Source organism: Pseudomonas oryzae (assembly GCF_900104805.1).
Lineage (GTDB): Bacteria > Pseudomonadota > Gammaproteobacteria > Pseudomonadales > Pseudomonadaceae > Geopseudomonas > Geopseudomonas oryzae.
Window position 1 is genome coordinate 92,857 of the sequence record NZ_LT629751.1, and the last position, 22,785, is coordinate 115,641.

The window sequence follows — 22,785 nt, forward strand, 5'->3', positions numbered from 1 at the left end:
ACTCGCGCCGCGATCTTCCACCGCCCGGCCCGCTGCGTGGTCTCTGGTAGACAAGGCTGCGCCTTTGTCTACCCTGCGCCAGCACTTGCCTGCAGGCGCTACTCGCCTTCGTCGAAGTAGTTGTTGATCAACTCGATCAGCGCCTGCAGGGCCTCGTGATCCTGTTCGCCCTCGGTGCACAGATGGATCGAGGTGCCCTTGCCGGCGGCCAGCATCATCACCGACATGATGCTCTTGCCGTCCACCAGGCTGTCGGCCGAGCGGCCGACCCGCACCTGACAGGGAAAGCGTCCGGCCACGCCGACGAACTTGGCGGCGGCGCGGGCGTGCAGGCCGAGCTTGTTGATGATGGTGACGTCGCAGGCTGGCATCGGGGGGATCGGGGTCCTTACTTGAGGTCGCGGTGGCGGATCTGCACGTTGCCCAGGCTGTCGCGCAGCGCGGTGCCCAGCCGTTCGGCCAGGTACACCGAGCGGTGGTGGCCACCGGTGCAGCCGATGGCCACGGTGACATAGGCGCGGTTGCTGGCGGCGAAGCGCGGCAGCCACTTGCCGAGGTAGGCGACGATGTCCTGGTACATTTCCTCGACGTCGGTCTGGGCGTCGAGGTAGTCGCGGACCGGCTGCTCCAGTCCGCTGTGTTCGCGCAGGTCCGGCTTCCAGTAGGGGTTGGGCAGGCAGCGCACGTCGAACACCAGGTCGGCGTCGATCGGCATGCCGCGCTTGAAGCCGAAGGATTCGATCAGGAAGGCGGTACCGGCATCCGGCTTTTCCAGCAGGCGCAGCTTGATGCTGTCGCGCAGCTGGTAGAGGTTGAGGTTGGCGGTATCGATCTTCAGATCGGCGAGATCGGCGATCGGACCGAGCAGCTGGTGTTCGTCGTCGATCGCCTCGACCAGCGAGCGGGTCGCGTTGGTCAGCGGATGGCGTCGACGGGTTTCCGAGAAGCGCTTGAGCAGGGTGGCGTTGTCGGCATCCAGATAGAGCACATCGCACTGGATGTTGTGCTGGCGCAGCTGCTCCAGCAGTTCGGGAAAGCGCTTGAGCTGGCTGGGCAGATTGCGCGCATCGATCGACACGGCAACCTGCGGCTGCGACAGCTCGGTGTGCAGCAGGGCGCGCTCGGCCAGGTCCGGCAACAGACTGGCCGGCAGGTTGTCGATGCAGTAGAAGCCGTTGTCCTCGAGCACGGCCAGGGCGGTACTCTTCCCCGACCCGGAGCGGCCGCTGACAATGACCAGACGCATGACTCAGCGGCCATCCACGGTGTCGAGCACCACCTGGTACAGGTCGAAGCCGTCCCGGGCCTGGCGCAGGCGCTCGCGCACGTCGGCGCGGTCGAGCAGGCCGGCGATCTGGCGCAGCAGCTCGAGGTGCTCTTCGGTGGCAGCTTCGGGCACCAGCAGGACGAACAGCAGGTCCACCGGGGCGCCATCGAGGGCATCGAAGTCCACCGGGGCGTCCAGACGCAGCAGGGCGCTCACCGGCACCGAGCAGCCGGCCAGCCGGCAGTGCGGAATGGCGATGCCGTTGCCGAAGCCGGTGGAGCCGAGCTTCTCGCGAGCCACCAGGCTTTCGAAGATGTCATGTGCGTCGAGCCCGGGAATATCCCGGGCTACGAGGTTGGCGATCTGTTCCAGAACGCGTTTCTTGCTGCCTCCCGGCACGTTCACCTGGGAACGGCCGGGGGTCAGGATATGCTCTAGTCGAATCATCGGAAAATGATCAGCGGGCGGCGGCGCCCTGTTCGCGCTCGATCTGCTTTTCCTTGTGCTTGATCAGCTGACGGTCCAGTTTGTCAGCCAGGAGGTCGATGGCTGCATACATGTCTTCGTGCTCGGCGTTGGCGACCACTTCGCCGCCGGCAACGTGCAGGGTAGCTTCGATCTTCTGCTTCAGTTTCTCCACCTGCATGATCACCTGAACGTTGGTGATGCGGTCGAAATGGCGTGCCAGGCGCTCGAACTTCTCGTTCACGTAGTTGCGCAGAGTGTCGGTCACTTCCAGGTGTTGGCCACTGATATTGACTTGCATACCGCTTCTCCTTATTACCCACGTTGCTGACGGGTTGCCCCGTCATCGAATAACTGTGTTCGCGATCAGTCGTTACACCAGTCGCTTGCGCTCGCTCGATGGCGCAATGCCCAGGGATTCCCGGTACTTGGCAATTGTCCGGCGGGCCACCTGAATCCCCTGCTCTTCCAGTAAACCAGCGATCTTGCTGTCACTCAACGGCTTTTTCGGATTTTCCGCGGCCACCAGCTTCTTGATGATGGCGCGGATCGCCGTCGACGAGCATTCGCCACCCTCGGCGGTGCTGACATGGCTGGAGAAGAAATACTTGAGTTCGTAGATGCCGCGCGGGGTATGCATGTACTTCTGCGTGGTGACCCGCGAGATGGTCGACTCGTGCATGCCCACCGCCTCGGCGATGTCGTGCAGTACCAGCGGTTTCATCGCCTCCTCGCCGTATTCGAGGAAGCCGCGCTGCAGCTCGACGATCTGGGTGGCGACCTTCATCAGCGTCTCGTTGCGGCTGAGCAGGCTCTTGATGAACCAGCGCGCTTCCTGCAGCTGGTTGCGCATGTAGGTGTTGTCGGCGCTGGAGTCGGCGCGGCGCACCAGGCCGGCGTAGTGCGGGTTGACGCGCAGGCGCGGCATGGCGTCGGGATTGAGCTCGACCAGCCAGCGCTCGTTGTCCTTGCGCACGATCACGTCGGGCACCACGTACTCGGCTTCGCTGGCCTCGATCTGCGCGCCGGGACGCGGATTGAGGCGCTGGATCAGCTCGGCTATCTGGCGCAGTTCGTCTTCCTTGACCCGCAGGCGGCGCATCAGCTGGCTGTAGTCGCGACTGCCGAGCAGGTCGAGGTATTCGCGCACCACGCGGCGCGCTTCGTCGAGCCAGGGGGTGGTGGCCGGCAGCTGGTTGAGCTGCAGCAGCAGGCACTCGCTGAGGTCGCGCGCGCCGATGCCCAGCGGCTCGAACTGCTGCACGCGGTGCAGCACCATCTCCACCTCGTCCAGTTCGATGCCCAGCTCGGGATCGAGGGAGGTGAGGATGTCCTCGAGGCTTTCCTCGAGGTAGCCGTCGTTGTTGATGGCGTCGATGATCGACATGGCGATCAGCCGGTCGTTGTCGCTCATCGGGGTCAGGTTGAGCTGCCAGAGCAGGTGGCTCTGCAGGCTTTCACCGGAGGAGGTGCGCGCGGTGAAGTCCCACTCGTCGTCCTCGCTGCTCGGCAGGCTGCTGGCACTGGTCTGGTAGATGTCCTCCCAGGCGGTGTCCACCGGCAGCTCGCTGGGGATGCGTTCTTCCCACTGGCCTTCGTCGAGGCTGTCGGGGTCGCGTTCGACGCTGACGCTGCCGCCCTCCAGGCTCGCCGCACCGTGAGTGGCGTCGCCTTCGGCCAGCGGGTCGCCGCTGTCGAAATCATCGCCGTCTTCCTGGCGCTCGAGCATCGGATTGGAGTCGAGGGCTTCCTGGATTTCCTGCTGCAGGTCGAGGGTCGACAGCTGGAGCAGACGAATGGCTTGTTGCAGCTGCGGGGTCATCGTCAGCTGCTGGCCCATCTTGAGGACTAGCGAGTGTTTCATGGCTTGGGAGTTGGCACCTTGGGGTCTGCCAGCGCCTGCGCGCTGTCCACTGCTGGGCGCCGGGGCGCCGCTGATAGCAAATTATATGCCCGATATTTGCCAGTTTGCCTAGGCTTGACAGGCAGGCGAAAAGCCGCAGTCAGGTAGGGATATGCGACGCCCGCGCGGTACGGCGGGCGTGCGGCTCATGCGTGAAGCGGTGGGAGGGACTTACAGGCGGAACTCTTGACCCAGGTAGACGTCCTTCACCAGCTGGTTGGCGAGGATGCTCTCGGCGTCGCCCTCGGCGATCAACTGGCCGGCGTTGACGATGTAGGCCGTCTCGCAGATGTCCAGGGTTTCGCGCACGTTGTGATCGGTGATCAGCACGCCGATGCCGCGACTCTTCAGGTGGTGGATGATCTGCTTGATGTCGCCCACCGAGATCGGGTCGACGCCGGCGAAGGGCTCGTCGAGCAGGATGAACTTCGGGTCGCTGGCCAGGGCGCGGGCGATCTCCACGCGCCGCCGTTCGCCGCCGGACAGGCTCATGCCGAGATTGTCGCGGATGTGGCTGATGTGGAACTCCTGCAGCAGGCCTTCCAGGGCTTCGCGGCGCCCGGCGCGATCGAGGTCCTTGCGCGTCTCGAGGATCGCCATGATGTTGTCGGCCACCGTCAGCTTGCGGAAGATCGAGGCTTCCTGCGGCAGGTAGCCGATGCCGGCGCGTGCGCGGCCATGCATCGGCAGATGGGTGACGTCCTGGTCGTCGATCAGCACGCGGCCCTGATCGGCGTGGACCAGGCCGACGATCATGTAGAAGCAGGTGGTCTTGCCGGCGCCATTGGGGCCGAGCAGGCCGACGATCTGGCCGCTGTCGATCGACAGACTGACGTCGCGCACCACGGCGCGGCCCTTGTAGCTCTTGGCCAGGTGCTGGGCGATCAGCGTACTCATTGCGCGTTCTGCTCCGGCTCGGCCTTCTTGCGCGGCTGGATCACCATGTCGATGCGCGGGCGCGGGGTGGTCACGCTGCTGCCGGTGGCGCGGCCGGCGTTGACGATCTGCCGCTGGGTGTCGTAGACGATCTTCTCGCCTTCGAAGGTGTTGCCTTCCTGCACCACCTTGGCCTGGTCGATCAGCACGATGCGCTCGTTGACCGCGAAGTACTGGATGGTCAGGCCGTAGGCCTTGACCACCGGCTTGTCGGTCGCCGGCTGCTGTTCGTAGTAGGCCGGCTTGCCGACCGAGGTGAATACCTCGATGTCGCCATTCTTGTCCTGGGTGATGGTCACGGTGTCGCCGGTGATCTTCAGGGTGCCCTGGGTGATCACCACGCCGCCGCGGTAGACGGCGACGCCCTTGGCGTCGTCGAGTTCGGCGCTGTCGGCCTGCACGCGGATCGGTTGCTCGCGGTCGGAGGGCAGGGCCCAGGCGGAGGCGCCGGCCAGCAGGATGCCCAGGCCGAAGAGGAGGGGAAGGGGGTTAGCGAACCTCATGCTGTCCTCGCACGTTGGATTTCAGGAGCATCCGGCTTTCGTTGAGATAGGCCTGCATGCCGGTGGCGCTGGTCACGCCGTTGGCGGCTTCGATGCGAACGGGCTGGGCCGTCTCGGCGTATTCCCGTTCGGGAAACACGCTGAGGCGGCTGGTGGTGAGTATGGTCGGGCGGCCCTTGGCGTCGGTGCGCTCGACGCGCACCGCATCGATCAGCTCGACCTGGGTGCCGCCGGGGGACACCTCGCCGCGCTCGCTCTGCACGTGCCACGGATAGTCGCTGCCGCGGTAGAGCAGCAGGTCGGGCTGGCTCAGCAGGGTGGTATCGCTGCTGCGCAGGTGCTCGAGGCGCGTCGCGGTCATCCGGTAGTGCAGCTTGCCGTCGGCCTGGAACTGCACGCTGCGGGCGTTTTCCACGAAGAAGTCGATGGCGCTGTCGCCACCGGTGGCGGCCGACGGCTCCATGAAGCTTTCCGGGCGGATGTTCCAGTAGCCGATGGCCGCCAGCAGGGCGGCGGCAAGGGCGAACGGGAAGAAGGTGCGCAGTGTGCGGTTCATCGGGGTTCCGTTACAGGTAGGCCGCCTGGGCCGCCTCCAGCGTGCCCTGGGCGCGCATGATCAGCTCGCAGAACTCGCGCGCGGCGCCTTCGCCGCCGCGCGCCTGGGTCACGCCGGCGGCGTGCTGGCGCACGAAGGCGTCGGCGCTGGCGACCGCCATGCCGAGGCCGACCCGGCGGATCACCGGCAGGTCGGGCAGGTCGTCGCCCAGATAGGCGACCTGCTCGTATGAGAGTCCCAGTTCGGTGAGCAGTTCATCGAGCACGACCAGTTTGTCCTCGCGGCCCTGGATCAGATGGTGGATGCCGAGGTTCTTCGCCCGGCGCTCGACCACCGCGGCGCTGCGCCCGCTGATGATGGCGGTGCGCACGCCCGAGGCGATCAGCATCTTGATGCCGTGGCCGTCGAGGGTGTTGAAGGTCTTGAACTCGCCGCCCTCGGGCAGGAAGTACAGTTTGCCGTCGGTCAGCACGCCGTCGACGTCGAAGATTGCCAGACGGATCGCGCCGGCGCGTTGCAGCAGGTCACCGTTCATCACATTACTCCGGCGCGCAGCAGGTCGTGCATGTTCAGCGCGCCGATGGCACGGTGCTCGGCGTCGACCACCGCGAGCGCGCTGATGCGGTTGTCTTCCATGATCTTCAGCGCTTCGGCGGCGAGCATGTCCGGGCGGGCGGTCTTGCCGCCGGCGGTCATCAGCTCGTCGATGGTCGCACTGCGCACGTCGACGCCACGGTCGAGGGCGCGGCGCAGGTCGCCGTCGGTGAAGATGCCGGCCAGGCGGCCGTCGGCGTCGCGCACCACGGTCATGCCCAGGCTCTTGCGGGTCATCTCCAGCAGCGCCTCGCGCAGCGGCGTGCCGCGCTGGACCTGCGGCAGGCCGTCGCCGCTGTGCATGATGTTCTCCACCTTGAGCAGCAGGCGTCTGCCCAGTGCGCCCCCCGGGTGGGAGAAGGCGAAGTCCTCGGCGGTGAAGCCGCGTGCCTCGAGCAGGGCGATGGCCAGGGCGTCGCCGAGCACCAGCGAGACGGTGGTCGAGGAGGTCGGCGCCAGGTTGAGCGGGCAGGCTTCCTGGGCCACGCTGGCGTCCAGGTTGACGGCGGCCGCCTTGGCCAGCGGCGAATCGGGGTTGCCGGTCATGCTGATCAGGGTGATGCCCAGGCGCTTGATCAGCGGCAGCAGGGTGACGATCTCGGCGGTCGAACCGGAATTGGACAGCGCCAGCACCACGTCGTCGCGGGTGATCATGCCCATGTCGCCGTGGCTGGCCTCGGCCGGATGGACGAAGAACGCCGTGGTGCCGGTGCTCGCCAGGGTGGCGGCGATCTTGCGGCCGATGTGGCCGGACTTGCCCATGCCGACCACCACCACGCGGCCCTGGCAGGCCAGCAGCAGCTCGCAGGCGCGAACGAAGTCGCCGTTGATGCGCGTCAGCAGGTCGTTCACCGCATCCAGCTCGAGGCGGATGGTGCGCTGGGCGGACTGGAGGAAGGACGGAGTCTGGGGCATGGACTGGACAGGCTGGACGAAGTAAGCAGCAGAGTATACCGACAAAGTGCCGACGGCTCATCATCTGCGCTCGAATGGTCGGCGCGATGCTTGGGAGTGGTCGGCCGGCGGTGCTATAGTGCGCGGCTATTCGGCCATCGGCTGCAGGAGTGCGACTGCCTTGCGCTCGGCACCCGCACGGACGGCCGGCCTGCAAGGAGTTCCGATGACTAGCGACAACGCGTATGCCGTCGAGCTGAAAGGGGTCACTTTCAAGCGCGGCACGCGCACCATCTTCGATAACGTCGATCTGGCGATCCCGCGTGGCAAGGTGACCGGCATCATGGGTCCCTCCGGCTGCGGCAAGACTACCCTGCTGCGCCTGATCGGCGCCCAGTTGCGTCCCTCCAGTGGCAAGGTGATCGTCAACGGGCAGAACCTGCCCGAGCTGTCGCGCAGCGAGCTGTTCGACATGCGCAAGCAGATGGGCGTGCTGTTCCAGAGCGGCGCGCTGTTCACCGACCTCGACGTGTTCGAGAACGTCGCCTTCCCGCTGCGGGTGCACACCAGCCTGCCGGAGGAGATGATCCGCGACATCGTGCTGATGAAGCTGCAGGCGGTCGGCCTGCGTGGCGCCATCGAGCTGATGCCCGATGAGCTGTCCGGCGGCATGAAACGCCGCGTGGCGCTGGCGCGGGCGATCGCCCTCGATCCGCAGATCCTCATGTACGACGAACCCTTCGTCGGCCAGGACCCGATCGCCATGGGCGTGCTGGTGCGCCTGATCCGCCTGCTCAACGATGCCCTCGGCCTGACCAGCATCGTGGTTTCCCACGATCTGGCGGAGACCGCCAGCATCGCCGATTACCTGTACGTGGTCGGCGACACCCAGGTGCTCGGTCAGGGCACGCCGGCCGAGCTGATGGAGTCCGACAATCCACGGATCCGCCAGTTCATGCAGGGGATCGCCGACGGTCCGGTGCCGTTCCACTTCCCCGCGGCCGACTATCGCCGCGACCTGCTGGGAGACGCCTGATGCGCAGGACTTCCCCCCTCGAGCGCGTGCGCCTGCTCGGCCGCGCCGGGCTCGACGTGGTCGAGGCGCTCGGACGCTCGACGCTGTTTCTCGTGCATGCCCTGTTCGGTCGCAATGGGGCCGGCAGTTTTCTGCAGCTGCTGATCAAGCAGCTGTACGCGGTCGGCGTGCTGTCGCTGGCGATCATCGTCGTCTCCGGCGTCTTCATCGGCATGGTGCTGGCCCTGCAGGGCTACAACATCCTGGTCGACTTCGCCTCCGAGGAGGCGGTCGGCCAGATGGTCGCGCTGACCCTGCTGCGCGAGCTGGGGCCGGTGGTCACCGCGCTGCTGTTCGCCGGGCGCGCCGGTTCGGCGCTGACCGCGGAGATCGGCAACATGAAGTCCACCGAGCAGTTGTCCAGTCTGGAGATGATCGGCGTCGACCCGCTCAAGTACATCATCGCCCCGCGGCTGTGGGCCGGCTTCATCTCCATGCCGCTGCTCTCGGCGATCTTCACCGTGGTCGGCATCTGGGGCGGCGCGATGGTCGCCGTGGACTGGCTGGGCGTCTACGAGGGCTCCTACTGGGGCAACATGCAGCGCAGCGTCGAGTTCCATGGCGACGTGCTCAACGGCATCATCAAGAGCGTGGTGTTCGCCGTGGTGGTGACCTGGATCGCGGTGTTCCAGGGCTACGACTGCGAGCCCACCTCCGAGGGCATCAGCCGCGCCACCACCCGCACCGTCGTCTACGCCTCGCTGGCCGTGCTCGGCCTCGACTTCATTCTCACCGCTCTGATGTTTGGAGACTTCTGATGCAATCGCGCTCTCTGGAAATCGGCGTCGGCCTGTTCCTCCTGGCCGGCCTGCTGGCCCTGCTGCTGCTGGCGCTGCGCGTCAGCGGCCTGACCATCGGCTCGGCCCAGGACACCTACCGCATCTACGCCTACTTCGACAACACCGCCGGGGTTAGCCCGCGCGCCAAGGTAACCATGGCCGGGGTGACCATCGGCAAGGTGGTCGCGGTCGACCTGGATCGCGACAGCTACATGGGGCGGGTGACCATGGAACTCGACAGGCGTGTCGATAATCTACCGGTGGACTCCACCGCGTCGATCCTCACCGCCGGCCTGCTCGGCGAGAAGTACATTGGCATCAGTGTCGGTGGCGAGGAGCAGATGCTGGCAGACGGTGGGGTGATCCGCGATACCCAGTCGGCGCTGGTGCTGGAAGACCTGATCGGCAAGTTCCTGCTCAACTCCGTCAACAAAGAACCCGCCAAGCAATAAAGGACATTCGTCATGCTCAAGACATTGCGTCGCAGCCTGCTGGTGCTGCTGACCTGCCTGCCGTTCGTCGGTCATGCCGCGGCCACGCCGCAACAGGTGGTCCAGGCCACCACCGACCAGGTGCTGGGGGAGTTGAACAGCAAGCGCGAGCAGTTCAAGCAGGACCCCGAGGCCTACTATCAGGCCCTCAATGGCATCCTCGATCCGGTGGTCGACTTCGACGGCTTTGCCCGTGGTGTGATGACCGTGCGCTACAGCCGCCAGGCCTCGCCGGCGCAGATGCAGGCGTTCCAGGAAAGCTTCAAGCGTAGCCTGGTGAAGTTCTACGGCAATGCCCTGCTCGAGTACGACAACCAGGAGATCCGTATGCTGCCGGCGGTGCCGTCCAGCGAGCCTGGACGCGCCTCGGTGAACATGGAGGTGGTCGGCCGCAGCGGCGCCATCTATCCGGTGAGCTACACCATGGAGCAGAAGGGTGGCGTCTGGAAGGTGCGCAACGTGATCATCAACGGCATCAACATCGGCAAGCTGTTCCGCGACCAGTTCGCCGAGTCGATGCGTAGCAACGGCAACGACCTCGACAAGGTGATCGCCACCTGGGGTGACGCCGTGGCGCGCGCTCAGGAGTCCACCGACGTCAAGGCTGGCCAGCAGTGACGCGTGGCACGCTGCGCGAGGTGCAGTCCGGCGGATTGGCCCTGCACGGGGTGATCGACATGCACGTCGGCGCCGAGTTGCGCGACGCCGGCAGGCGCCTGCTCGCCGCCAGCGCCGGGCGCGATGTCTGGGTCGACTGCGCCGCCATCACCCAGAGCAGCAGCGTCGGTCTGTCGTTGCTGCTGTGCTGGCTGCGCGACGCCCGGGCCACCGGCAAGCAGCTGCAGATCCGCAACCTGCCGGACGACATGCGCCAGGTCGCCGAGGTCTACGGCCTGCTCGAGTTGCTGCCGCTGGCTGACTGAGGTGCTGCCCGTGGCCGTCGGCACTGCGGGCAGGGTTCGCAGGCGCGGGGCTTTTTTGTATGATGCCCGGCCTGTGCGCCGGTTCCCCTATGTGAGGTTGAGTAGTTATGCAGGCTGAAGACGTCAAACGCCATCTCGAAGCGAATCTGCCCGGCACCCGCGTGGAAGTCGAAGGCCAGGGCTGCGATTTCCAGCTGAACCTGATCAGCGACGAGCTGGCCGCCCTCAGCCCGGTCAAGCGCCAGCAGCAGATCTACGCCCATCTCAACGACTGGATCGCCAACGGCAGCATCCACGCCGTGACCATGAAATTCTTCACCCAGGCTGCCTGGGCCGAGCGCGCCTGAGCGCCCGTCGCCCGAGATTCCCAATGGACAAACTGATCATTACCGGTGGTGCCCCGCTCGACGGGGAAATCCGCATTTCCGGCGCGAAGAACTCGGCGCTGCCGATCCTCGCCGCCACCCTGCTGGCCGACGAGCCGGTCACCGTGCGCAACCTGCCGCACCTGCACGACATCACCACCATGATCGAGCTGTTCGGCCGCATGGGCGTACAGCCGGTGATCAACGAGAAGCTCGACGTCGAGGTCGACTCCACCAGCATCAAGACCCTGGTGGCGCCCTACGAACTGGTCAAGACCATGCGCGCCTCGATCCTGGTGCTCGGTCCGATGGTCGCTCGCTTCGGCCAGGCCGAGGTGGCCCTGCCGGGTGGCTGCGCCATCGGCACCCGTCCGGTCGACCTGCACATCCGCGGCCTCGAAGCCATGGGCGCGATCATCGATGTCGAAGGCGGCTACATCAAGGCGCGGGCTCCCGAGGGTGGCCTGCGCGGTGCGCGCTACTGCTTCGACACCGTCAGCGTGACCGGCACCGAGAACATCCTGATGGCCGCCACCCTGGCCAACGGTCGCAGCGTGATCGAGAACGCCGCGCGCGAGCCGGAAGTGGTCGACCTGGCCAACATGCTGATCGCCATGGGGGCGCAGATCCAGGGTGCCGGTACCTCTACCATCACCGTCGATGGCGTCAAGCGCCTGAACGGCACCAGCTACGCCGTGATGCCCGACCGCATCGAGACCGGCACCTACCTGGTGGCCGCCGCGGCGACCCGCGGCCGGGTCAAGCTCAAGGACACCGATCCGACCATTCTCGAGGCCGTGCTGCTCAAGCTGCAGGAGGCCGGCGCCGAGATCACCACCGGCGAGGACTGGATCGAGCTGGATATGAAGGGCAAGCGGCCCAAGGCGGTCAACATCCGCACCGCGCCCTATCCGGCGTTCCCCACCGACATGCAGGCGCAGTTCATCGCCATGAATGCGGTGGCTGAAGGCACCGGCACGGTGATCGAGACCATCTTCGAGAACCGCTTCATGCACGTGCTGGAGATGCAGCGCATGGGCGCGCACATCCAGATCGAGGGCAACACCGCCATCGTCACCGGCGTACCGCGCCTGAAGGCCGCCCCGGTGATGGCCACCGACCTGCGCGCCTCGGCCAGCCTGGTCATCGCCGCGCTGGTCGCCGACGGCGATACCCTGATCGACCGCATCTACCACATCGACCGTGGCTACGAGTGCATCGAGGAGAAGCTGCAGCTCCTGGGCGCCAAGATCCGCCGCGTGCCGGGCTAGGGGCAAGTCATGCTGACCATCGCGCTGTCCAAGGGCCGCATTCTCGACGACACCCTGCCGTTGCTCGCCGAGGCCGGCATCGTGCCGACCGAGAATCCGGACAAGAGCCGCAAGCTGATCATCCCGACCACCCAGGAGGACGTGCGCCTGCTGATCGTGCGCGCCACCGATGTGCCGACCTACGTCGAGCAGGGTGCCGCCGATCTCGGCGTGGCCGGCAAGGACGTGCTGCTCGAGTACGGTGGCCAGGGGCTGTACGAACCGCTCGACCTGCAGATCGCCAAGTGCAAGCTGATGACCGCCGGCAAGGTCGGCGCGCCGGAGCCCAAGGGGCGCCTGCGCGTGGCCACCAAGTTCGTCAACGTGGCCAAGCGCTACTACGCCGAGCAGGGGCGCCAGGTCGACATCATCAAGCTGTACGGTTCCATGGAGCTGGCGCCGCTGGTCGGTCTGGCCGACAAGATCATCGACGTGGTCGACACCGGCAACACCCTGCGCGCCAACGGTCTGGAACCGCAGGAGCTGATTTGCCAGGTCAGCTCGCGGTTGATCGTCAACAAGGCGTCGATGAAGATGCAGCATGCGCGCATCCAGGCGCTGATCGACACCCTGCGCGGTGCCGTCGAGTCGCGACACCGCGGCTGATCCGACCCTGCCCACGCCTATCCGTGTCATAGCGAAATATTCGGGTGCCCGCGCGGAAGGCTTGCTAGTCTAGCGGCGCCCGAATACTGCCAATCATGAGGCCCGTTATGACCGCACCGCTCGCCATCCGCCGACTCGACGCCGCCGATCCGCAGTTCGCCCGTCATCTGGATCATCTGCTGAGCTGGGAGAGCGTGTCCGACGAGGCGGTCAACCAGCGCGTGCTGGACATCATCCAGGGCGTACGCGAGCGCGGCGATGCCGCGCTGGTCGAGTTCACCCAGCGTTTCGATGGCGTCGAGGCCACCTCGATGGCCGAGCTGATCCTGCCGCGCGAGCGCTTGGAGCTGGCGCTCACCCGCATCAGCGCCGAGCAGCGTGCTGCTCTCGAGAAGGCGGCTGAGCGCGTGCGCCTGTACCACGAGCGGCAGAAGCAGGATTCCTGGACCTACACCGAGGCCGACGGCACCGTGCTCGGCCAGCAGGTCACCCCGCTGGACCGTGCCGGCCTCTACGTGCCGGGCGGCAAAGCCGCCTACCCGTCCTCGGTGCTGATGAACGCCATTCCGGCCAAGGTCGCCGGCGTCGCCGAGGTGGTGATGGTGGTGCCGACCCCGCGCGGCGAGGTCAACGAGCTGGTGCTGGCCGCCGCCTGCGTGGCCGGCGTCGACCGCGTGTTCACCATCGGCGGCGCCCAGGCGGTGGCTGCGCTGGCCTACGGCACCGAGAGTGTGCCGCAGGTCGACAAGATCGTCGGCCCGGGCAACATCTACGTGGCCACCGCCAAGCGTCACGTGTTCGGCCAGGTCGGCATCGACATGATCGCCGGTCCCTCGGAGATCCTCGTGGTCTGCGACGGCCAGACCGATCCGGACTGGATCGCCATGGACCTGTTCTCCCAGGCCGAGCATGACGAGGACGCCCAGTCGATCCTGGTCAGCCCGGACGCCGAGTTCCTCGCCCGCGTCGAAGCCAGCATCAACAAGCTGCTGCCGACCATGGAGCGCGCCGAGATCATCCGTACCTCGCTGGAAGCCCGCGGCGCGCTGATCCAGGTCGCCGACATGGAGCAGGCCATGGTGGTCGCCAACCGCATCGCCCCCGAGCACCTCGAACTGTCGGTAGCCGATCCGCAGGCTTGGCTGCCGAAGATCCGCCACGCCGGCGCGATCTTCATGGGCCGCTACACCGCCGAGGCGCTGGGCGACTACTGCGCCGGTCCCAACCACGTGCTGCCGACCTCGGGCACCGCGCGCTTCTCCTCGCCGCTGGGGGTCTACGACTTCCAGAAGCGTTCGTCGATCATCTTCTGTTCGGCCGAGGGCGCTTCCGAGCTGGGCAAGACTGCGTCGCTGCTGGCCCGCGGCGAGTCGCTGACCGCTCACGCGCGCAGCGCCGAGTACCGCATCAAGTAAGCCGCATGGTGGAAATGGCCGCAGGCCTTTTCCACCTGACGTCACAGGGTGGAAACGCTGCGCGGTTTTCCACCCTACGCCAAGCAGATTTAATTCGAGGAGAGAAGGGCGTGAGCAAATTCTGGAGCCCCTTCGTCAAGAACCTGGTGCCCTACGTGCCGGGCGAGCAACCCAAGCTGGCCCGCCTGGTCAAGCTGAACACCAACGAGAACCCCTACGGTCCGTCGCCCAGGGTGCTCGAGGCGATCCGCGCCGAGCTGGACGACAGCCTGCGCCTGTACCCCGACCCCAACGGCGAGCGCCTCAAGCAGACCATCGCCGACTACTACGGCGTGCAGCCCAACCAGGTATTCGTCGGCAACGGCTCCGACGAGGTGCTGGCGCACGTGTTCCATGGCCTGTTCCAGCACGGCAAGCCGCTGCTGTTCCCCGACGTCACCTACAGCTTCTATCCGGTGTACTGCGGTCTCTACGACATCCCGTTCGAGGCGGTGCCGCTGGACGGGCGCTTCAGCATCGCTGTCGACGACTATGCGCGCGCCAATGGCGGCATCATCTTCCCCAATCCGAATGCGCCGACCGGCTGCCTGCTGCCGTTGCGCGAGATCCGCCGCCTGCTCGAGGCCAACACCGAGTCGGTGGTGGTGATCGACGAGGCCTACGTCGATTTCGGCGGCGAGAGCGCCATCAGCCTGGTCGACCAGTATCCCAACCTGCTGGTCACCCAGACCCTGTCCAAGTCGCGCTCGCTGGCCGGCCTGCGCGTCGGTCTGGCGGTCGGCAGCGCCGAGCTGATCGAGGCGCTGGAGCGCATCAAGAACAGCTTCAACTCCTATCCGCTGGACCGTCTGGCGCTGGCCGGTGCGGTGGCGGCCTTCGAGGACCAGGACTACTTCGAGCAGACCTGCCAGGCGGTGATCGCCAGTCGCGAGCAGCTGGTCACCGACCTGCAGGATCTCGGTTTCGAGGTGCTGCCCTCGGCGGCCAACTTCGTGTTCGCCCGCCACCCGCAGCACGACGCCGCCACCCTGGCCGCCGCCCTACGCGAGCAGGGGGTGATCGTCCGCCACTTCAAGCAGGCGCGTATCAACCAGTTCCTGCGCATCACCATCGGCACCGCCGAGCAGAACATGGCGCTGCAGGAGGCGTTGACCCCGCTGGTGCAGTGACGCTGTCCGGCCATGCAGAACGGCGCCCGCGTGCGCCGTTCTGCATTGAGGGGGCGGGCTCAGCTGGCTACCGGCGGGCGCAGACCGACCTCCGCCTTCAGCTCCAGGCGCTCGCCGCCGCGCACCACGCTGATGTGTACCGCCTCGCCGGGACGCTTGCGCGCCACCTGATTCATCGCCCTGCGGCCGTCGCTGGCCGGTTCGCCGTCGATGGCGAGGATCACGTCGCCCGGCTGCAGGCCGGCGCGCAGGGCCGGGCTGTCGCGGTAGATGCCGGCGACGATGATGCCGGCCTGGCCCTGCAGGCCGATCGACTCGGCCAGTTCGGCGGTCAGCGGTTGCACCTCGAGGCCCAGCCAGCCGCGGATCACCTGGCCATGGGCGATGATCGCCTCCATCACCTCCTGGGCCAGTCGGGTCGGGATGGCGAAACCGATGCCCTGCGAACCGCCGGAGCGGGAGAAGATCGCCGTGTTGATGCCGATCAGGTTGCCGTGGGCGTCGACCAGCGCGCCGCCGGAGTTGCCGGGGTTGATCGCCGCGTCGGTCTGGATGAAGTCCTCGTAGGTGTTGAGGCCGAGCTGGTTGCGCCCGGTGGCGCTGATGATGCCCATGGTCACCGTCTGGCCGACACCGAACGGGTTGCCGATGGCCAGGGCGACGTCGCCGATGCGGATTGCGTCGGAACGGCCGAGGGTGATGGCCGGCAGCTCGGGCAGGTCGATCTTCAGCACGGCGAGATCGGTTTCCGGATCGCTGCCGACCAGTCGCGCCAGGGTCTCGCGGCCGTCCTTGAGGGCCACCACGATCTGGTCGGCGCCGGCCACCACATGGTTGTTGGTCAGCAGGTAGCCCTGCGGGCTCATGATCACCGCCGAGCCGAGGCTGGACTCCATGCGCCGCTGGCGCGGCAGGTTGTCGCCGAAGAAGCGGCGGAACTGCGGGTCGTCGAACAGCGGGTGGCTGGGCTTGTCCACCAGTTTGGTGGTGTACAGGTTGGCCACCGCCGGAGCGGCCAGCTCGACGGCATCGCCGTAGGAGACCGGTCCGCGGCTGGGGATCCCCAGGGCCGGCGCCTGGCGCAGTTCGAGGTCGGGCTGCCGGCGGTCGACCCATTGCGGGAACAGCTGGATCAGCAGCAGGGCCAGCAGCAGGCCGGCGACGGTCGGCCAGCCGAGAAAGCGCAGCGCCTTGTGCATCGGGAATTCCTTGGGGTTGCGGGGGCCGGGAGCGGCCTTTAAGGTGGCCGGCATTATACGAGGCCGCCGCGCGCGACGCAGTGGCCAACTGTTACGGAGCATCACCGATGGCCATTGCCCTGCACACCCTGGTCGCCGAACTCGACCGCCACCTGGATGCCGCGCGCATCGCCGACTACTGCCCCAACGGCCTGCAGGTCGAGGGCCGGCCCGAGGTGCGCCGCATCGTCAGCGGGGTGACCGCCAGCCAGGCGCTGCTGGACGCGGCGGTCGAGTTCGAGGCCGACCTGGTGCTGGTCCACCACGGCTATTTCTGGAAGAGCGAGAATCCCTGCATCACCGGTATGAAGCAGCGCCGGCTGAAGACCCTACTGAACCACGACATCAGCCTGGTCGCCTACCACCTGCCGCTGGATCTGCATCCCGAGCTGGGCAACAACGTGCAGCTGGCGCGCCTGCTCGGTCTGACGGTGGAGGGGGCGCTGGAGCCGGGCAATCTGCGCTCGGTGGGCCTGCAGGGCCACCTGGCCGAACCGCTGGCGCCCGCCGAGTTCGCCGCCCGCGTCGCCGCGGCGCTGGGCCGCGAGCCGCTGCTGGTCGACGCCGGTCGGTCGATCCAGCGCGTCGGCTGGTGCACCGGCGCGGCGCAGGGCTACATCGAGCAGGCGATCGCCGCCGGTCTGGATGCCTACCTGACCGGCGAGGTTTCCGAGTCCACCGTGCACAGTGCGCGGGAGAACGGCATCAGCTTCCTCGCCGCCGGCCACCATGCCACCGAGCGCTACGGGGTGCAGGCGCTGGGCGAGTGGATCGCCAGCCGCTTCGGCATCGAGCACCGCTTCGTCGACTGCGACAACCCGGTTTGACCGTCTGCGGTTGGGCATATTTATAGAATGATTGGGTCTATGCTCGCTGCTTATTAGAAGCGGGTGGGCATGGTATCGTGCGCCAACGTCCGCGGCCCGTAGGCCGCTCTTGTCCTTTGTGAGTAGCCATGGTCGACAAACTGACGCATCTGAAACAGCTGGAGGCGGAAAGCATCCACATCATCCGCGAGGTGGCCGCCGAGTTCGACAACCCGGTGATGCTGTACTCGATCGGCAAGGATTCCGCCGTGATGCTGCATCTGGCGCGCAAGGCCTTCTTCCCCGGCAAGCTGCCGTTCCCGGTATTGCACGTCGACACGCGCTGGAAGTTCCAGGAGATGTACGAGTTCCGCAGCAAGATGGTCGAGGAGATGGGCCTGGAGCTGATCACCCACATCAACCCGGACGGCGTCGCCCAGGACATGAACCCCTTCACCTACGGCAGTGCCAAGCACACCGACGTGATGAAGACCGAGGGGCTCAAGCAGGCGCTGGACAAGTACGGCTTCGACGCCGCCTTCGGCGGTGCGCGCCGCGACGAGGAGAAGTCGCGGGCCAAGGAGCGCGTCTACTCGTTCCGCGACAGCAAGCACCGCTGGGATCCGAAGAACCAGCGCCCCGAGCTGTGGAACGTCTACAACGGCAAGGTCAAGAAGGGCGAGTCGATCCGCGTGTTCCCGCTGTCCAACTGGACCGAGCTGGACATCTGGCAGTACATCTACCTCGAGCAGATCCCGATCGTGCCGCTGTACTTCGCCGCCGAGCGCGAGGTGGTCGAACTCAATGGCGCGCTGATCATGATCGATGACGAGCGCATTCTCGAGCACCTGACTCCGGAACAGAAGGCCAGCATCACCAAGAAGATGGTGCGTTTCCGCACCCTCGGCTGCTATCCGCTGACCGGCGCCGTGGAGTCCACCGCGACCACCCTGCCGGAGATCATCCAGGAGATGCTGCTGACCAGGACTTCCGAGCGCCAGGGCCGGGTGATCGACCACGATCAGGCCGGTTCGATGGAAGAAAAGAAACGTCAGGGCTACTTCTAAGGTTTTCGCATCATGTCGCATCAATCTGATCTGATCAGCGAGGACATCCTCGCCTACCTGGCCCAGCACGAGCGCAAGGAACTGCTGCGCTTCCTGACCTGCGGCAACGTCGACGACGGCAAGAGCACCCTGATCGGCCGCCTGTTGCACGACTCCAAGATGATCTACGAGGATCACCTGGAGGCGATCACCCGCGACTCCAAGAAGGTCGGCACCACCGGCGACGAGGTCGACCTGGCGCTGCTGGTCGACGGCTTGCAGGCCGAGCGCGAGCAGGGCATCACCATCGATGTGGCCTACCGCTACTTCTCCACCGCCAAGCGCAAGTTCATCATCGCCGACACCCCCGGCCATGAGCAGTACACCCGCAACATGGCCACCGGCGCCTCGACCTGCGACCTGGCGATCATCCTGATCGACGCCCGCTACGGCGTGCAGACCCAGACCCGCCGGCACAGCTTCATCGCCTCGCTGCTGGGCATCAAGCACATCGTGGTCGCCGTCAACAAGATGGACCTGATGGACTTCGATCAGGGCGTGTTCGAGGCGATCAAGGCCGACTACCTGCAGTTCGCCGAGCGCATCAACCTCAAGCCCAGCTCGCTGCACTTCGTGCCGATGTCGGCGCTGAAGGGCGAGAACGTGGTCAACAAGAGCGAGCGCGCGCCCTGGTACCAGGGGCCGACGCTGATGGAGATCCTCGAGACCGTCGAGATCGCCGCCGACCGCAACCTGACCGACATGCGCTTCCCGGTGCAGTACGTCAACCGCCCGAACCTCAACTTCCGCGGCTTCGCCGGCACCCTGGCCAGCGGCATCGTGCACAAGGGCGACGAGATCGCCGTGCTGCCGTCGGGCAAGACCAGCAAGGTGCGCTCCATCGTCACCTTCGACGGCGAGCTGGAGCAGGCGATTCCCGGCCAGGCGGTGACCCTGACCCTCGAAGACGAGATCGACGTGTCGCGCGGCGACATGCTGGTGCACGCCGACAACCGCCCGCAGGTCACCGACAGCTTCGACGCCATGCTGGTGTGGATGGCCGAGGAGCCGATGCTGCCGGGCAAGAAGTACGACATCAAGCGCGCCACCAGCTACGTGCCGGGCAACATCGTCGCCATCGAGCACCGTGTCGACGTCAACAGCCTCGAGCAGCTGGCCGCCAGCGAGCTGAAGCTCAACGAGATCGGCAAGGTGCGCGTCAGCCTGGATGCGCCCATCGCCCTCGACGGCTACGCGCACAACCGCACCACCGGCGCGTTCATCGTCATCGATCGCCTGACCAACGGCACCGTCGGCGCCGGCATGATCATCGCCGACCCGCTGGCCGGGCAGAACACCATCGGCCACCACGGCCAACTGGCCCACGTCAGCGCCGAGGAGCGCGCCGCGCGCTTCGGTCAGCTGCCGGCCACCGTGCTGTTCTCCGGTCTCTCCGGCGCCGGCAAGAGCACCCTGGCCTACGCCGTCGAGCGCAAGCTGTTCGACAGCGGTCGCGCGGTGTACGTGCTGGACGGTCAGAACCTGCGCCACGACCTCAACAAGGGCCTGCCGCTGGATCGCGCCGGACGTGCCGAGAACTGGCGGCGCGCCGCCCAGGTGGCCAGGCAGTTCAACGAGGCCGGTCTGCTGACCCTGGCGGCCTTCGTCGCCCCGGACGCCGAGGGCCGCGAGCAGGCCAGGGCGATCATCGGTGCCGAGCGGCTGATCACCGTGTACGTGCAGGCTTCGCCGCAGGCCTGCCGCGAGCGTGATCCGCAGGGGCTCTACGCTGCAGGTGGCGACCACATCCCCGGCGAGTCCTTCCCCTACGACGTGCCGCTGGATGCCGACCTGGTGATCGACACCCAGTCCACCTCGGTGGAAGAGGGCGTGAAGCAGGTTCTCGCCCTGCTGCGTTCGCGCGGCGCGATCTGATCCGTTCGTGCTGAAACGCCAGAGCCCCGGCAGCGCTGCCGGGGCTCTGGCGTTTTCGGGCAGGCAAAAAGAAGCCCCGCAAGGGCGGGGCTTCTTTTTGCCTGATCATCCTGATGCTGCGATCAGGCGTTCTTCAGCACCTGCTCGTCGCTGAGCACGCCGGAGTGACCGGGCGCGTAGTCCTTCGGAGGCTCGGTGCCGACCTGGCTGGTGATGCGCTCGCGGGCCGGTTGGCCGGATTCGCTGAGGGCGGCGAGCAGACGCTGACGCGACAGCTCGTCGAGGGCCAGGCGGCTGGCGCCCTCGGAGAGGTGCTCCTGGATCTCCTGGTAGTTCTGGCTCAGCTTCTGCATCAGGCTGGCGCTGGTGTTGAAGTGGCTGACCACTTCGCTCTGGTAGCTTTCGAAGCGTTCCTGCAGCTCGTCCAGCTGGTGCTGGACTCGGCCGGGGGCAGTGCCGGGCAGCAGGCGCGCCAGCAGGAAACCGATGGCCACGCCGACGATCAGGGCCAGGGCTGGCAGCAGCCAGGAGGCGATTGACTGTTCCACGAATCCTTCCTCTATACACGGGTCGGGTAGGGACAGGCCATTACTGGCCCGTCCCCCCCTAAGAACCGTACGTGCGAGTTTCCCCGCATACGGCTCAAGTTTATGAAAGCCAACCAAAGGGTTGGCCGGCAACGGCTGGCAACGATCTTAACACTTCAGACCGCTGTGTCGCAGTGTCACCTGTTGTTGCTGGCTGTGAACCAGCGCATGGCAGTTGGGGTGCAGCAGTGCACGGTTTTGCAAGGTATCCGGCCCGCCGTCCGCACGTCGGATGACGTGATGGTCGTGCCAACCGGTTTCCTTGCTGATCGCATGCCCGCACAGGGCGCAGTGGCCCTGCTGCCGACGGAAGAGGCTGAGGATTTCTCCGCGGTAACGCAGCTTGTGCTGCATTCGTTGGACTCTCAGCGCCTCCCATTTCAGCTCGTGCTCCGCGTCGTAGGGTTGGTACTCGCCCGGCAGACGCTTGTGGCGCACGATTGCGGTGTCCGCCAGCCTATACAGCTGTCGGAACTGTCGCTCGCCCTTGCCATTCTTGTAGGAGTGCGCGAACACCCAGTTTCGCCCGCCTATGGATCGGAAGTACTTGTTCCTGATCCAGTCAGCCGACTTCTTCGAGTGCCTGCGCTTCGCCCACCTCCAGACTCGCCAGAAGATCAGATGATCCAGCTTGCTGAAGGTCTGCTTTGCCACGACCGGGGAGTGGTATTGCGCCCACCCCTTCAGTACCGGGTTCAGTTGGCCGATCAACGCTTCCTGCGTCAGTTCCCCGCTGTGTTTGATGACCTCGCGCACCTTCCGATAGAACGCCGAGGCATTCTTCTTCGACGGCTTGATCAGCAGCTTGGCTTTCCTGTAGGGAGACTTCGGCACGTACTTCCTGAAATTCCACCCCAGAAAGTCGAAGCCTTCGGTGATGTGCGTGAGCCGCGTTTTCTCGCGGGACAGCGCAACCCCTCGTACCGACAGAAATTGCTCCACCCACGGTTTGACCTCCTCCTCCAGCAGCTCTTTCGAAGCCGCCAGAATCACGAAGTCGTCCGCGTAGCGCACACACTTCAACTTGGCTTTCTTGGCTCCGGCTTTGCCCAGCTTATCCGCCAGATGGCGTCTCAGCTGCGTTTCCAGGCCGTTCAGGGTGGCGTTGGCCAGACACGGCGAGATGATCCCGCCCTGTGGCGTCCCGGCCTCCGTGGCTGTGAACTGCTTTCTGTCGATGACTCCGACCTTCAACCACTTGCGCAGCACCGTCTTGTCCATGGGGATATTCCGGCACAGCCATTCATGGTTGATGTTGTCGAAGAAGCCCTTGATGTCGCCCTCCAGAACCCAGACTGGCGCCGTTTCCCGCGCCAGCAGGTAGAAGAGCTCGACCATCGCGTCGGTCGTCGAGCGATCCGGACGGAAGCCATAGCTCCTGGGATCGCTGGTACTTTCCACGACGGGCTCCAAGGCCAGCAGGTAGAGCGCTTGCATGGCCCGATCCAGCATCGTCGGGATGCCCAGCGGGCGCTTTTCCTGCTTGCCGGGCTTCGGGATCCACACCCGCCGTAGCGGTTGAGGCCGATAGCCGCGTTTCTTCGACAGTTGCATCACGGCCCGGAGCTTCGCACTTGGCGTTCCCCAGGTTTCACCGTCGACTCCCGGCGTCTTGCGACCCCGGTTCTCCGTTACTCGCCGCACGGCCAGACAGCGACCGTAGAACGAGTGGGTCAGCATCCGTTGCAGGCGTTTAACCCTGCGCCAGTGGCCTTCCCGTGTTGCCTGCGCGATTTGCAGCTGCGTTTTCCGAACGGCGCGCTGGATGGTGGCCCAGTCGAGACTGTGCCAATCCGTCACGCCATCGAAGGACGCAGACGAGAGCGGTGTTGCTGCTTGCGTTTTCATACAGTCCTCCTGAACAGAACAGACCTTCAGGACGGACTTCTCCCCCTATGGGCAGTCGTCCGCCCATAGGGTCG

General features: G+C 66.0%; 26 protein-coding genes. 13 read left to right on the forward strand and 13 right to left on the reverse strand.

The window, feature by feature from the left end; genetic code table 11:
- Positions 1-98: 98 nt before the first annotated feature.
- The 10 genes from BLT78_RS00460 to BLT78_RS00505 form a co-directional block, all read right to left on the reverse strand.
- Complete coding sequence (locus BLT78_RS00460; protein WP_090347098.1) at positions 99-371, reverse strand: HPr family phosphocarrier protein; 273 nt, start codon at positions 369-371, stop codon at positions 99-101.
- A gap of 17 nt (positions 372-388) precedes the next feature.
- Positions 389-1,246 (reverse strand): RNase adapter RapZ, encoded by an 858-nt coding sequence (gene rapZ, locus BLT78_RS00465; RefSeq protein ID WP_090347099.1) that lies wholly within the window; start codon positions 1,244-1,246, stop codon positions 389-391.
- A gap of 3 nt (positions 1,247-1,249) precedes the next feature.
- Entirely contained in the window at positions 1,250-1,714 is a 465-nt protein-coding gene (gene ptsN / locus BLT78_RS00470; RefSeq protein WP_090347100.1) for a PTS IIA-like nitrogen regulatory protein PtsN, read from the reverse strand.
- A gap of 10 nt (positions 1,715-1,724) precedes the next feature.
- The gene (hpf, locus tag BLT78_RS00475; RefSeq protein ID WP_090347101.1) at positions 1,725-2,033 is read right to left on the reverse strand and encodes a ribosome hibernation-promoting factor, HPF/YfiA family; all 309 of its coding nucleotides are present in this window, start codon (positions 2,031-2,033) and stop codon (positions 1,725-1,727) included.
- 72 nt (positions 2,034-2,105) lie between these two features.
- Positions 2,106-3,596, reverse strand: a complete 1,491-nt coding sequence (locus BLT78_RS00480) for an RNA polymerase factor sigma-54 (protein WP_090347102.1) — start codon at positions 3,594-3,596, stop codon at positions 2,106-2,108.
- 210 nt (positions 3,597-3,806) lie between these two features.
- Positions 3,807-4,532 carry an LPS export ABC transporter ATP-binding protein gene (gene lptB / locus BLT78_RS00485; protein ID WP_090347103.1) on the reverse strand — a complete coding sequence of 242 codons (726 nt, stop codon included), beginning with the start codon at positions 4,530-4,532 and terminating at the stop codon, positions 3,807-3,809.
- A complete protein-coding gene (lptA, locus tag BLT78_RS00490; RefSeq protein WP_090347104.1) occupies positions 4,529-5,074 on the reverse strand; it encodes a lipopolysaccharide transport periplasmic protein LptA in 546 nt (181 codons plus the stop codon). The genes lptB and lptA overlap by 4 nt, the downstream gene beginning before the upstream one ends.
- Entirely contained in the window at positions 5,061-5,630 is a 570-nt protein-coding gene (gene lptC, locus BLT78_RS00495) for an LPS export ABC transporter periplasmic protein LptC (RefSeq protein WP_090347105.1), read from the reverse strand. Before lptC ends, lptA begins: the two co-directional genes overlap by 14 nt.
- A gap of 10 nt (positions 5,631-5,640) precedes the next feature.
- The gene (locus BLT78_RS00500) at positions 5,641-6,165 is read right to left on the reverse strand and encodes a KdsC family phosphatase (RefSeq protein ID WP_090347106.1); all 525 of its coding nucleotides are present in this window, start codon (positions 6,163-6,165) and stop codon (positions 5,641-5,643) included.
- Complete coding sequence (locus BLT78_RS00505) at positions 6,165-7,139, reverse strand: KpsF/GutQ family sugar-phosphate isomerase (RefSeq protein WP_090347107.1); 975 nt, start codon at positions 7,137-7,139, stop codon at positions 6,165-6,167. Before BLT78_RS00505 ends, BLT78_RS00500 begins: the two co-directional genes overlap by 1 nt.
- Before the next feature lie 205 nt (positions 7,140-7,344).
- Between BLT78_RS00505 and BLT78_RS00510 the strand changes: the two genes are divergently transcribed.
- From BLT78_RS00510 to hisC, 10 genes are all read left to right on the forward strand, one after another.
- Positions 7,345-8,154 (forward strand): ATP-binding cassette domain-containing protein, encoded by an 810-nt coding sequence (locus BLT78_RS00510; RefSeq protein WP_090347108.1) that lies wholly within the window; start codon positions 7,345-7,347, stop codon positions 8,152-8,154.
- Positions 8,154-8,951, forward strand: a complete 798-nt coding sequence (gene mlaE / locus BLT78_RS00515; protein ID WP_090347109.1) for a lipid asymmetry maintenance ABC transporter permease subunit MlaE — start codon at positions 8,154-8,156, stop codon at positions 8,949-8,951. Before BLT78_RS00510 ends, mlaE begins: the two co-directional genes overlap by 1 nt.
- Positions 8,951-9,424, forward strand: a complete 474-nt coding sequence (mlaD, locus tag BLT78_RS00520) for an outer membrane lipid asymmetry maintenance protein MlaD (protein ID WP_090347110.1) — start codon at positions 8,951-8,953, stop codon at positions 9,422-9,424. Before mlaE ends, mlaD begins: the two co-directional genes overlap by 1 nt.
- A gap of 12 nt (positions 9,425-9,436) precedes the next feature.
- Positions 9,437-10,081, forward strand: coding sequence for an MlaC/ttg2D family ABC transporter substrate-binding protein (locus BLT78_RS00525; protein ID WP_090347111.1), 645 nt, complete (start codon positions 9,437-9,439; stop codon positions 10,079-10,081).
- A complete protein-coding gene (locus BLT78_RS00530) occupies positions 10,078-10,386 on the forward strand; it encodes an STAS domain-containing protein (protein WP_090347112.1) in 309 nt (102 codons plus the stop codon). Before BLT78_RS00525 ends, BLT78_RS00530 begins: the two co-directional genes overlap by 4 nt.
- Positions 10,387-10,493: 107 nt before the next feature.
- Positions 10,494-10,733 (forward strand): BolA family protein, encoded by a 240-nt coding sequence (locus BLT78_RS00535; protein WP_090347113.1) that lies wholly within the window; start codon positions 10,494-10,496, stop codon positions 10,731-10,733.
- A gap of 23 nt (positions 10,734-10,756) precedes the next feature.
- Entirely contained in the window at positions 10,757-12,022 is a 1,266-nt protein-coding gene (gene murA, locus BLT78_RS00540; RefSeq protein WP_090347114.1) for a UDP-N-acetylglucosamine 1-carboxyvinyltransferase, read from the forward strand.
- Between the two features lie 9 nt (positions 12,023-12,031).
- On the forward strand, positions 12,032-12,667 hold the full coding sequence (hisG, locus tag BLT78_RS00545; protein WP_090347115.1) for an ATP phosphoribosyltransferase: 636 nt from the start codon (positions 12,032-12,034) through the stop codon (positions 12,665-12,667).
- Positions 12,668-12,774: 107 nt separating this feature from the next.
- Positions 12,775-14,082, forward strand: a complete 1,308-nt coding sequence (gene hisD, locus BLT78_RS00550; protein ID WP_090347116.1) for a histidinol dehydrogenase — start codon at positions 12,775-12,777, stop codon at positions 14,080-14,082.
- A gap of 110 nt (positions 14,083-14,192) precedes the next feature.
- The gene (gene hisC, locus BLT78_RS00555; RefSeq protein WP_090347117.1) at positions 14,193-15,251 is read left to right on the forward strand and encodes a histidinol-phosphate transaminase; all 1,059 of its coding nucleotides are present in this window, start codon (positions 14,193-14,195) and stop codon (positions 15,249-15,251) included.
- A 59-nt stretch (positions 15,252-15,310) separates the two neighbouring features.
- Here the strand turns inward: hisC and algW are convergent, their stop codons facing one another.
- Positions 15,311-16,450 carry a Do family serine endopeptidase AlgW gene (algW, locus tag BLT78_RS00560; RefSeq protein ID WP_090347118.1) on the reverse strand — a complete coding sequence of 380 codons (1,140 nt, stop codon included), beginning with the start codon at positions 16,448-16,450 and terminating at the stop codon, positions 15,311-15,313.
- A 107-nt stretch (positions 16,451-16,557) separates the two neighbouring features.
- On the opposite strand from algW, the gene BLT78_RS00565 reads away from it, so the two are divergent.
- From BLT78_RS00565 to cysN, 3 genes are all read left to right on the forward strand, one after another.
- Positions 16,558-17,316 (forward strand): Nif3-like dinuclear metal center hexameric protein, encoded by a 759-nt coding sequence (locus BLT78_RS00565; protein WP_090347119.1) that lies wholly within the window; start codon positions 16,558-16,560, stop codon positions 17,314-17,316.
- A gap of 128 nt (positions 17,317-17,444) precedes the next feature.
- Positions 17,445-18,362, forward strand: coding sequence for a sulfate adenylyltransferase subunit CysD (cysD, locus tag BLT78_RS00570; RefSeq protein ID WP_090347120.1), 918 nt, complete (start codon positions 17,445-17,447; stop codon positions 18,360-18,362).
- Positions 18,363-18,374: 12 nt separating this feature from the next.
- Positions 18,375-20,276 carry a sulfate adenylyltransferase subunit CysN gene (cysN, locus tag BLT78_RS00575; RefSeq protein ID WP_090347121.1) on the forward strand — a complete coding sequence of 634 codons (1,902 nt, stop codon included), beginning with the start codon at positions 18,375-18,377 and terminating at the stop codon, positions 20,274-20,276.
- Positions 20,277-20,398: 122 nt separating this feature from the next.
- Here cysN and BLT78_RS00580 read toward each other — a convergent pair whose 3' ends face one another.
- A complete protein-coding gene (locus BLT78_RS00580) occupies positions 20,399-20,824 on the reverse strand; it encodes a YhcB family protein (protein ID WP_090347122.1) in 426 nt (141 codons plus the stop codon).
- A gap of 147 nt (positions 20,825-20,971) precedes the next feature.
- Positions 20,972-22,711: a group II intron reverse transcriptase/maturase gene (gene ltrA, locus BLT78_RS00585; protein WP_090347123.1), complete on the reverse strand. Its 1,740-nt coding sequence runs from the start codon at positions 22,709-22,711 to the stop codon at positions 20,972-20,974.
- Positions 22,712-22,785: the final 74 nt, after the last annotated feature.

Coding starts and splice junctions, on each gene's coding strand:
- lptB (WP_090347103.1), bottom strand. CDS start 4,532: ATGAGTACGCTGATCGCCCAGCACCTGGCCAAGAGCTACAAGGGCCGC.
- lptC (WP_090347105.1), bottom strand. CDS start 5,630: ATGAACCGCACACTGCGCACCTTCTTCCCGTTCGCCCTTGCCGCCGCC.
- algW (WP_090347118.1), bottom strand. CDS start 16,450: ATGCACAAGGCGCTGCGCTTTCTCGGCTGGCCGACCGTCGCCGGCCTG.
- ptsN (WP_090347100.1), bottom strand. CDS start 1,714: ATGATTCGACTAGAGCATATCCTGACCCCCGGCCGTTCCCAGGTGAAC.
- mlaE (WP_090347109.1), top strand. CDS start 8,154: ATGCGCAGGACTTCCCCCCTCGAGCGCGTGCGCCTGCTCGGCCGCGCC.
- BLT78_RS00480 (WP_090347102.1), bottom strand. CDS start 3,596: ATGAAACACTCGCTAGTCCTCAAGATGGGCCAGCAGCTGACGATGACC.
- BLT78_RS00525 (WP_090347111.1), top strand. CDS start 9,437: ATGCTCAAGACATTGCGTCGCAGCCTGCTGGTGCTGCTGACCTGCCTG.
- BLT78_RS00505 (WP_090347107.1), bottom strand. CDS start 7,139: ATGCCCCAGACTCCGTCCTTCCTCCAGTCCGCCCAGCGCACCATCCGC.
- BLT78_RS00565 (WP_090347119.1), top strand. CDS start 16,558: ATGGCCATTGCCCTGCACACCCTGGTCGCCGAACTCGACCGCCACCTG.
- cysN (WP_090347121.1), top strand. CDS start 18,375: ATGTCGCATCAATCTGATCTGATCAGCGAGGACATCCTCGCCTACCTG.
- BLT78_RS00460 (WP_090347098.1), bottom strand. CDS start 371: ATGCCAGCCTGCGACGTCACCATCATCAACAAGCTCGGCCTGCACGCC.
- cysD (WP_090347120.1), top strand. CDS start 17,445: ATGGTCGACAAACTGACGCATCTGAAACAGCTGGAGGCGGAAAGCATC.
- hpf (WP_090347101.1), bottom strand. CDS start 2,033: ATGCAAGTCAATATCAGTGGCCAACACCTGGAAGTGACCGACACTCTG.
- hisD (WP_090347116.1), top strand. CDS start 12,775: ATGACCGCACCGCTCGCCATCCGCCGACTCGACGCCGCCGATCCGCAG.
- BLT78_RS00510 (WP_090347108.1), top strand. CDS start 7,345: ATGACTAGCGACAACGCGTATGCCGTCGAGCTGAAAGGGGTCACTTTC.
- BLT78_RS00500 (WP_090347106.1), bottom strand. CDS start 6,165: ATGAACGGTGACCTGCTGCAACGCGCCGGCGCGATCCGTCTGGCAATC.
- rapZ (WP_090347099.1), bottom strand. CDS start 1,246: ATGCGTCTGGTCATTGTCAGCGGCCGCTCCGGGTCGGGGAAGAGTACC.
- murA (WP_090347114.1), top strand. CDS start 10,757: ATGGACAAACTGATCATTACCGGTGGTGCCCCGCTCGACGGGGAAATC.
- ltrA (WP_090347123.1), bottom strand. CDS start 22,711: ATGAAAACGCAAGCAGCAACACCGCTCTCGTCTGCGTCCTTCGATGGC.
- mlaD (WP_090347110.1), top strand. CDS start 8,951: ATGCAATCGCGCTCTCTGGAAATCGGCGTCGGCCTGTTCCTCCTGGCC.
- lptA (WP_090347104.1), bottom strand. CDS start 5,074: ATGAGGTTCGCTAACCCCCTTCCCCTCCTCTTCGGCCTGGGCATCCTG.
- hisG (WP_090347115.1), top strand. CDS start 12,032: ATGCTGACCATCGCGCTGTCCAAGGGCCGCATTCTCGACGACACCCTG.
- BLT78_RS00535 (WP_090347113.1), top strand. CDS start 10,494: ATGCAGGCTGAAGACGTCAAACGCCATCTCGAAGCGAATCTGCCCGGC.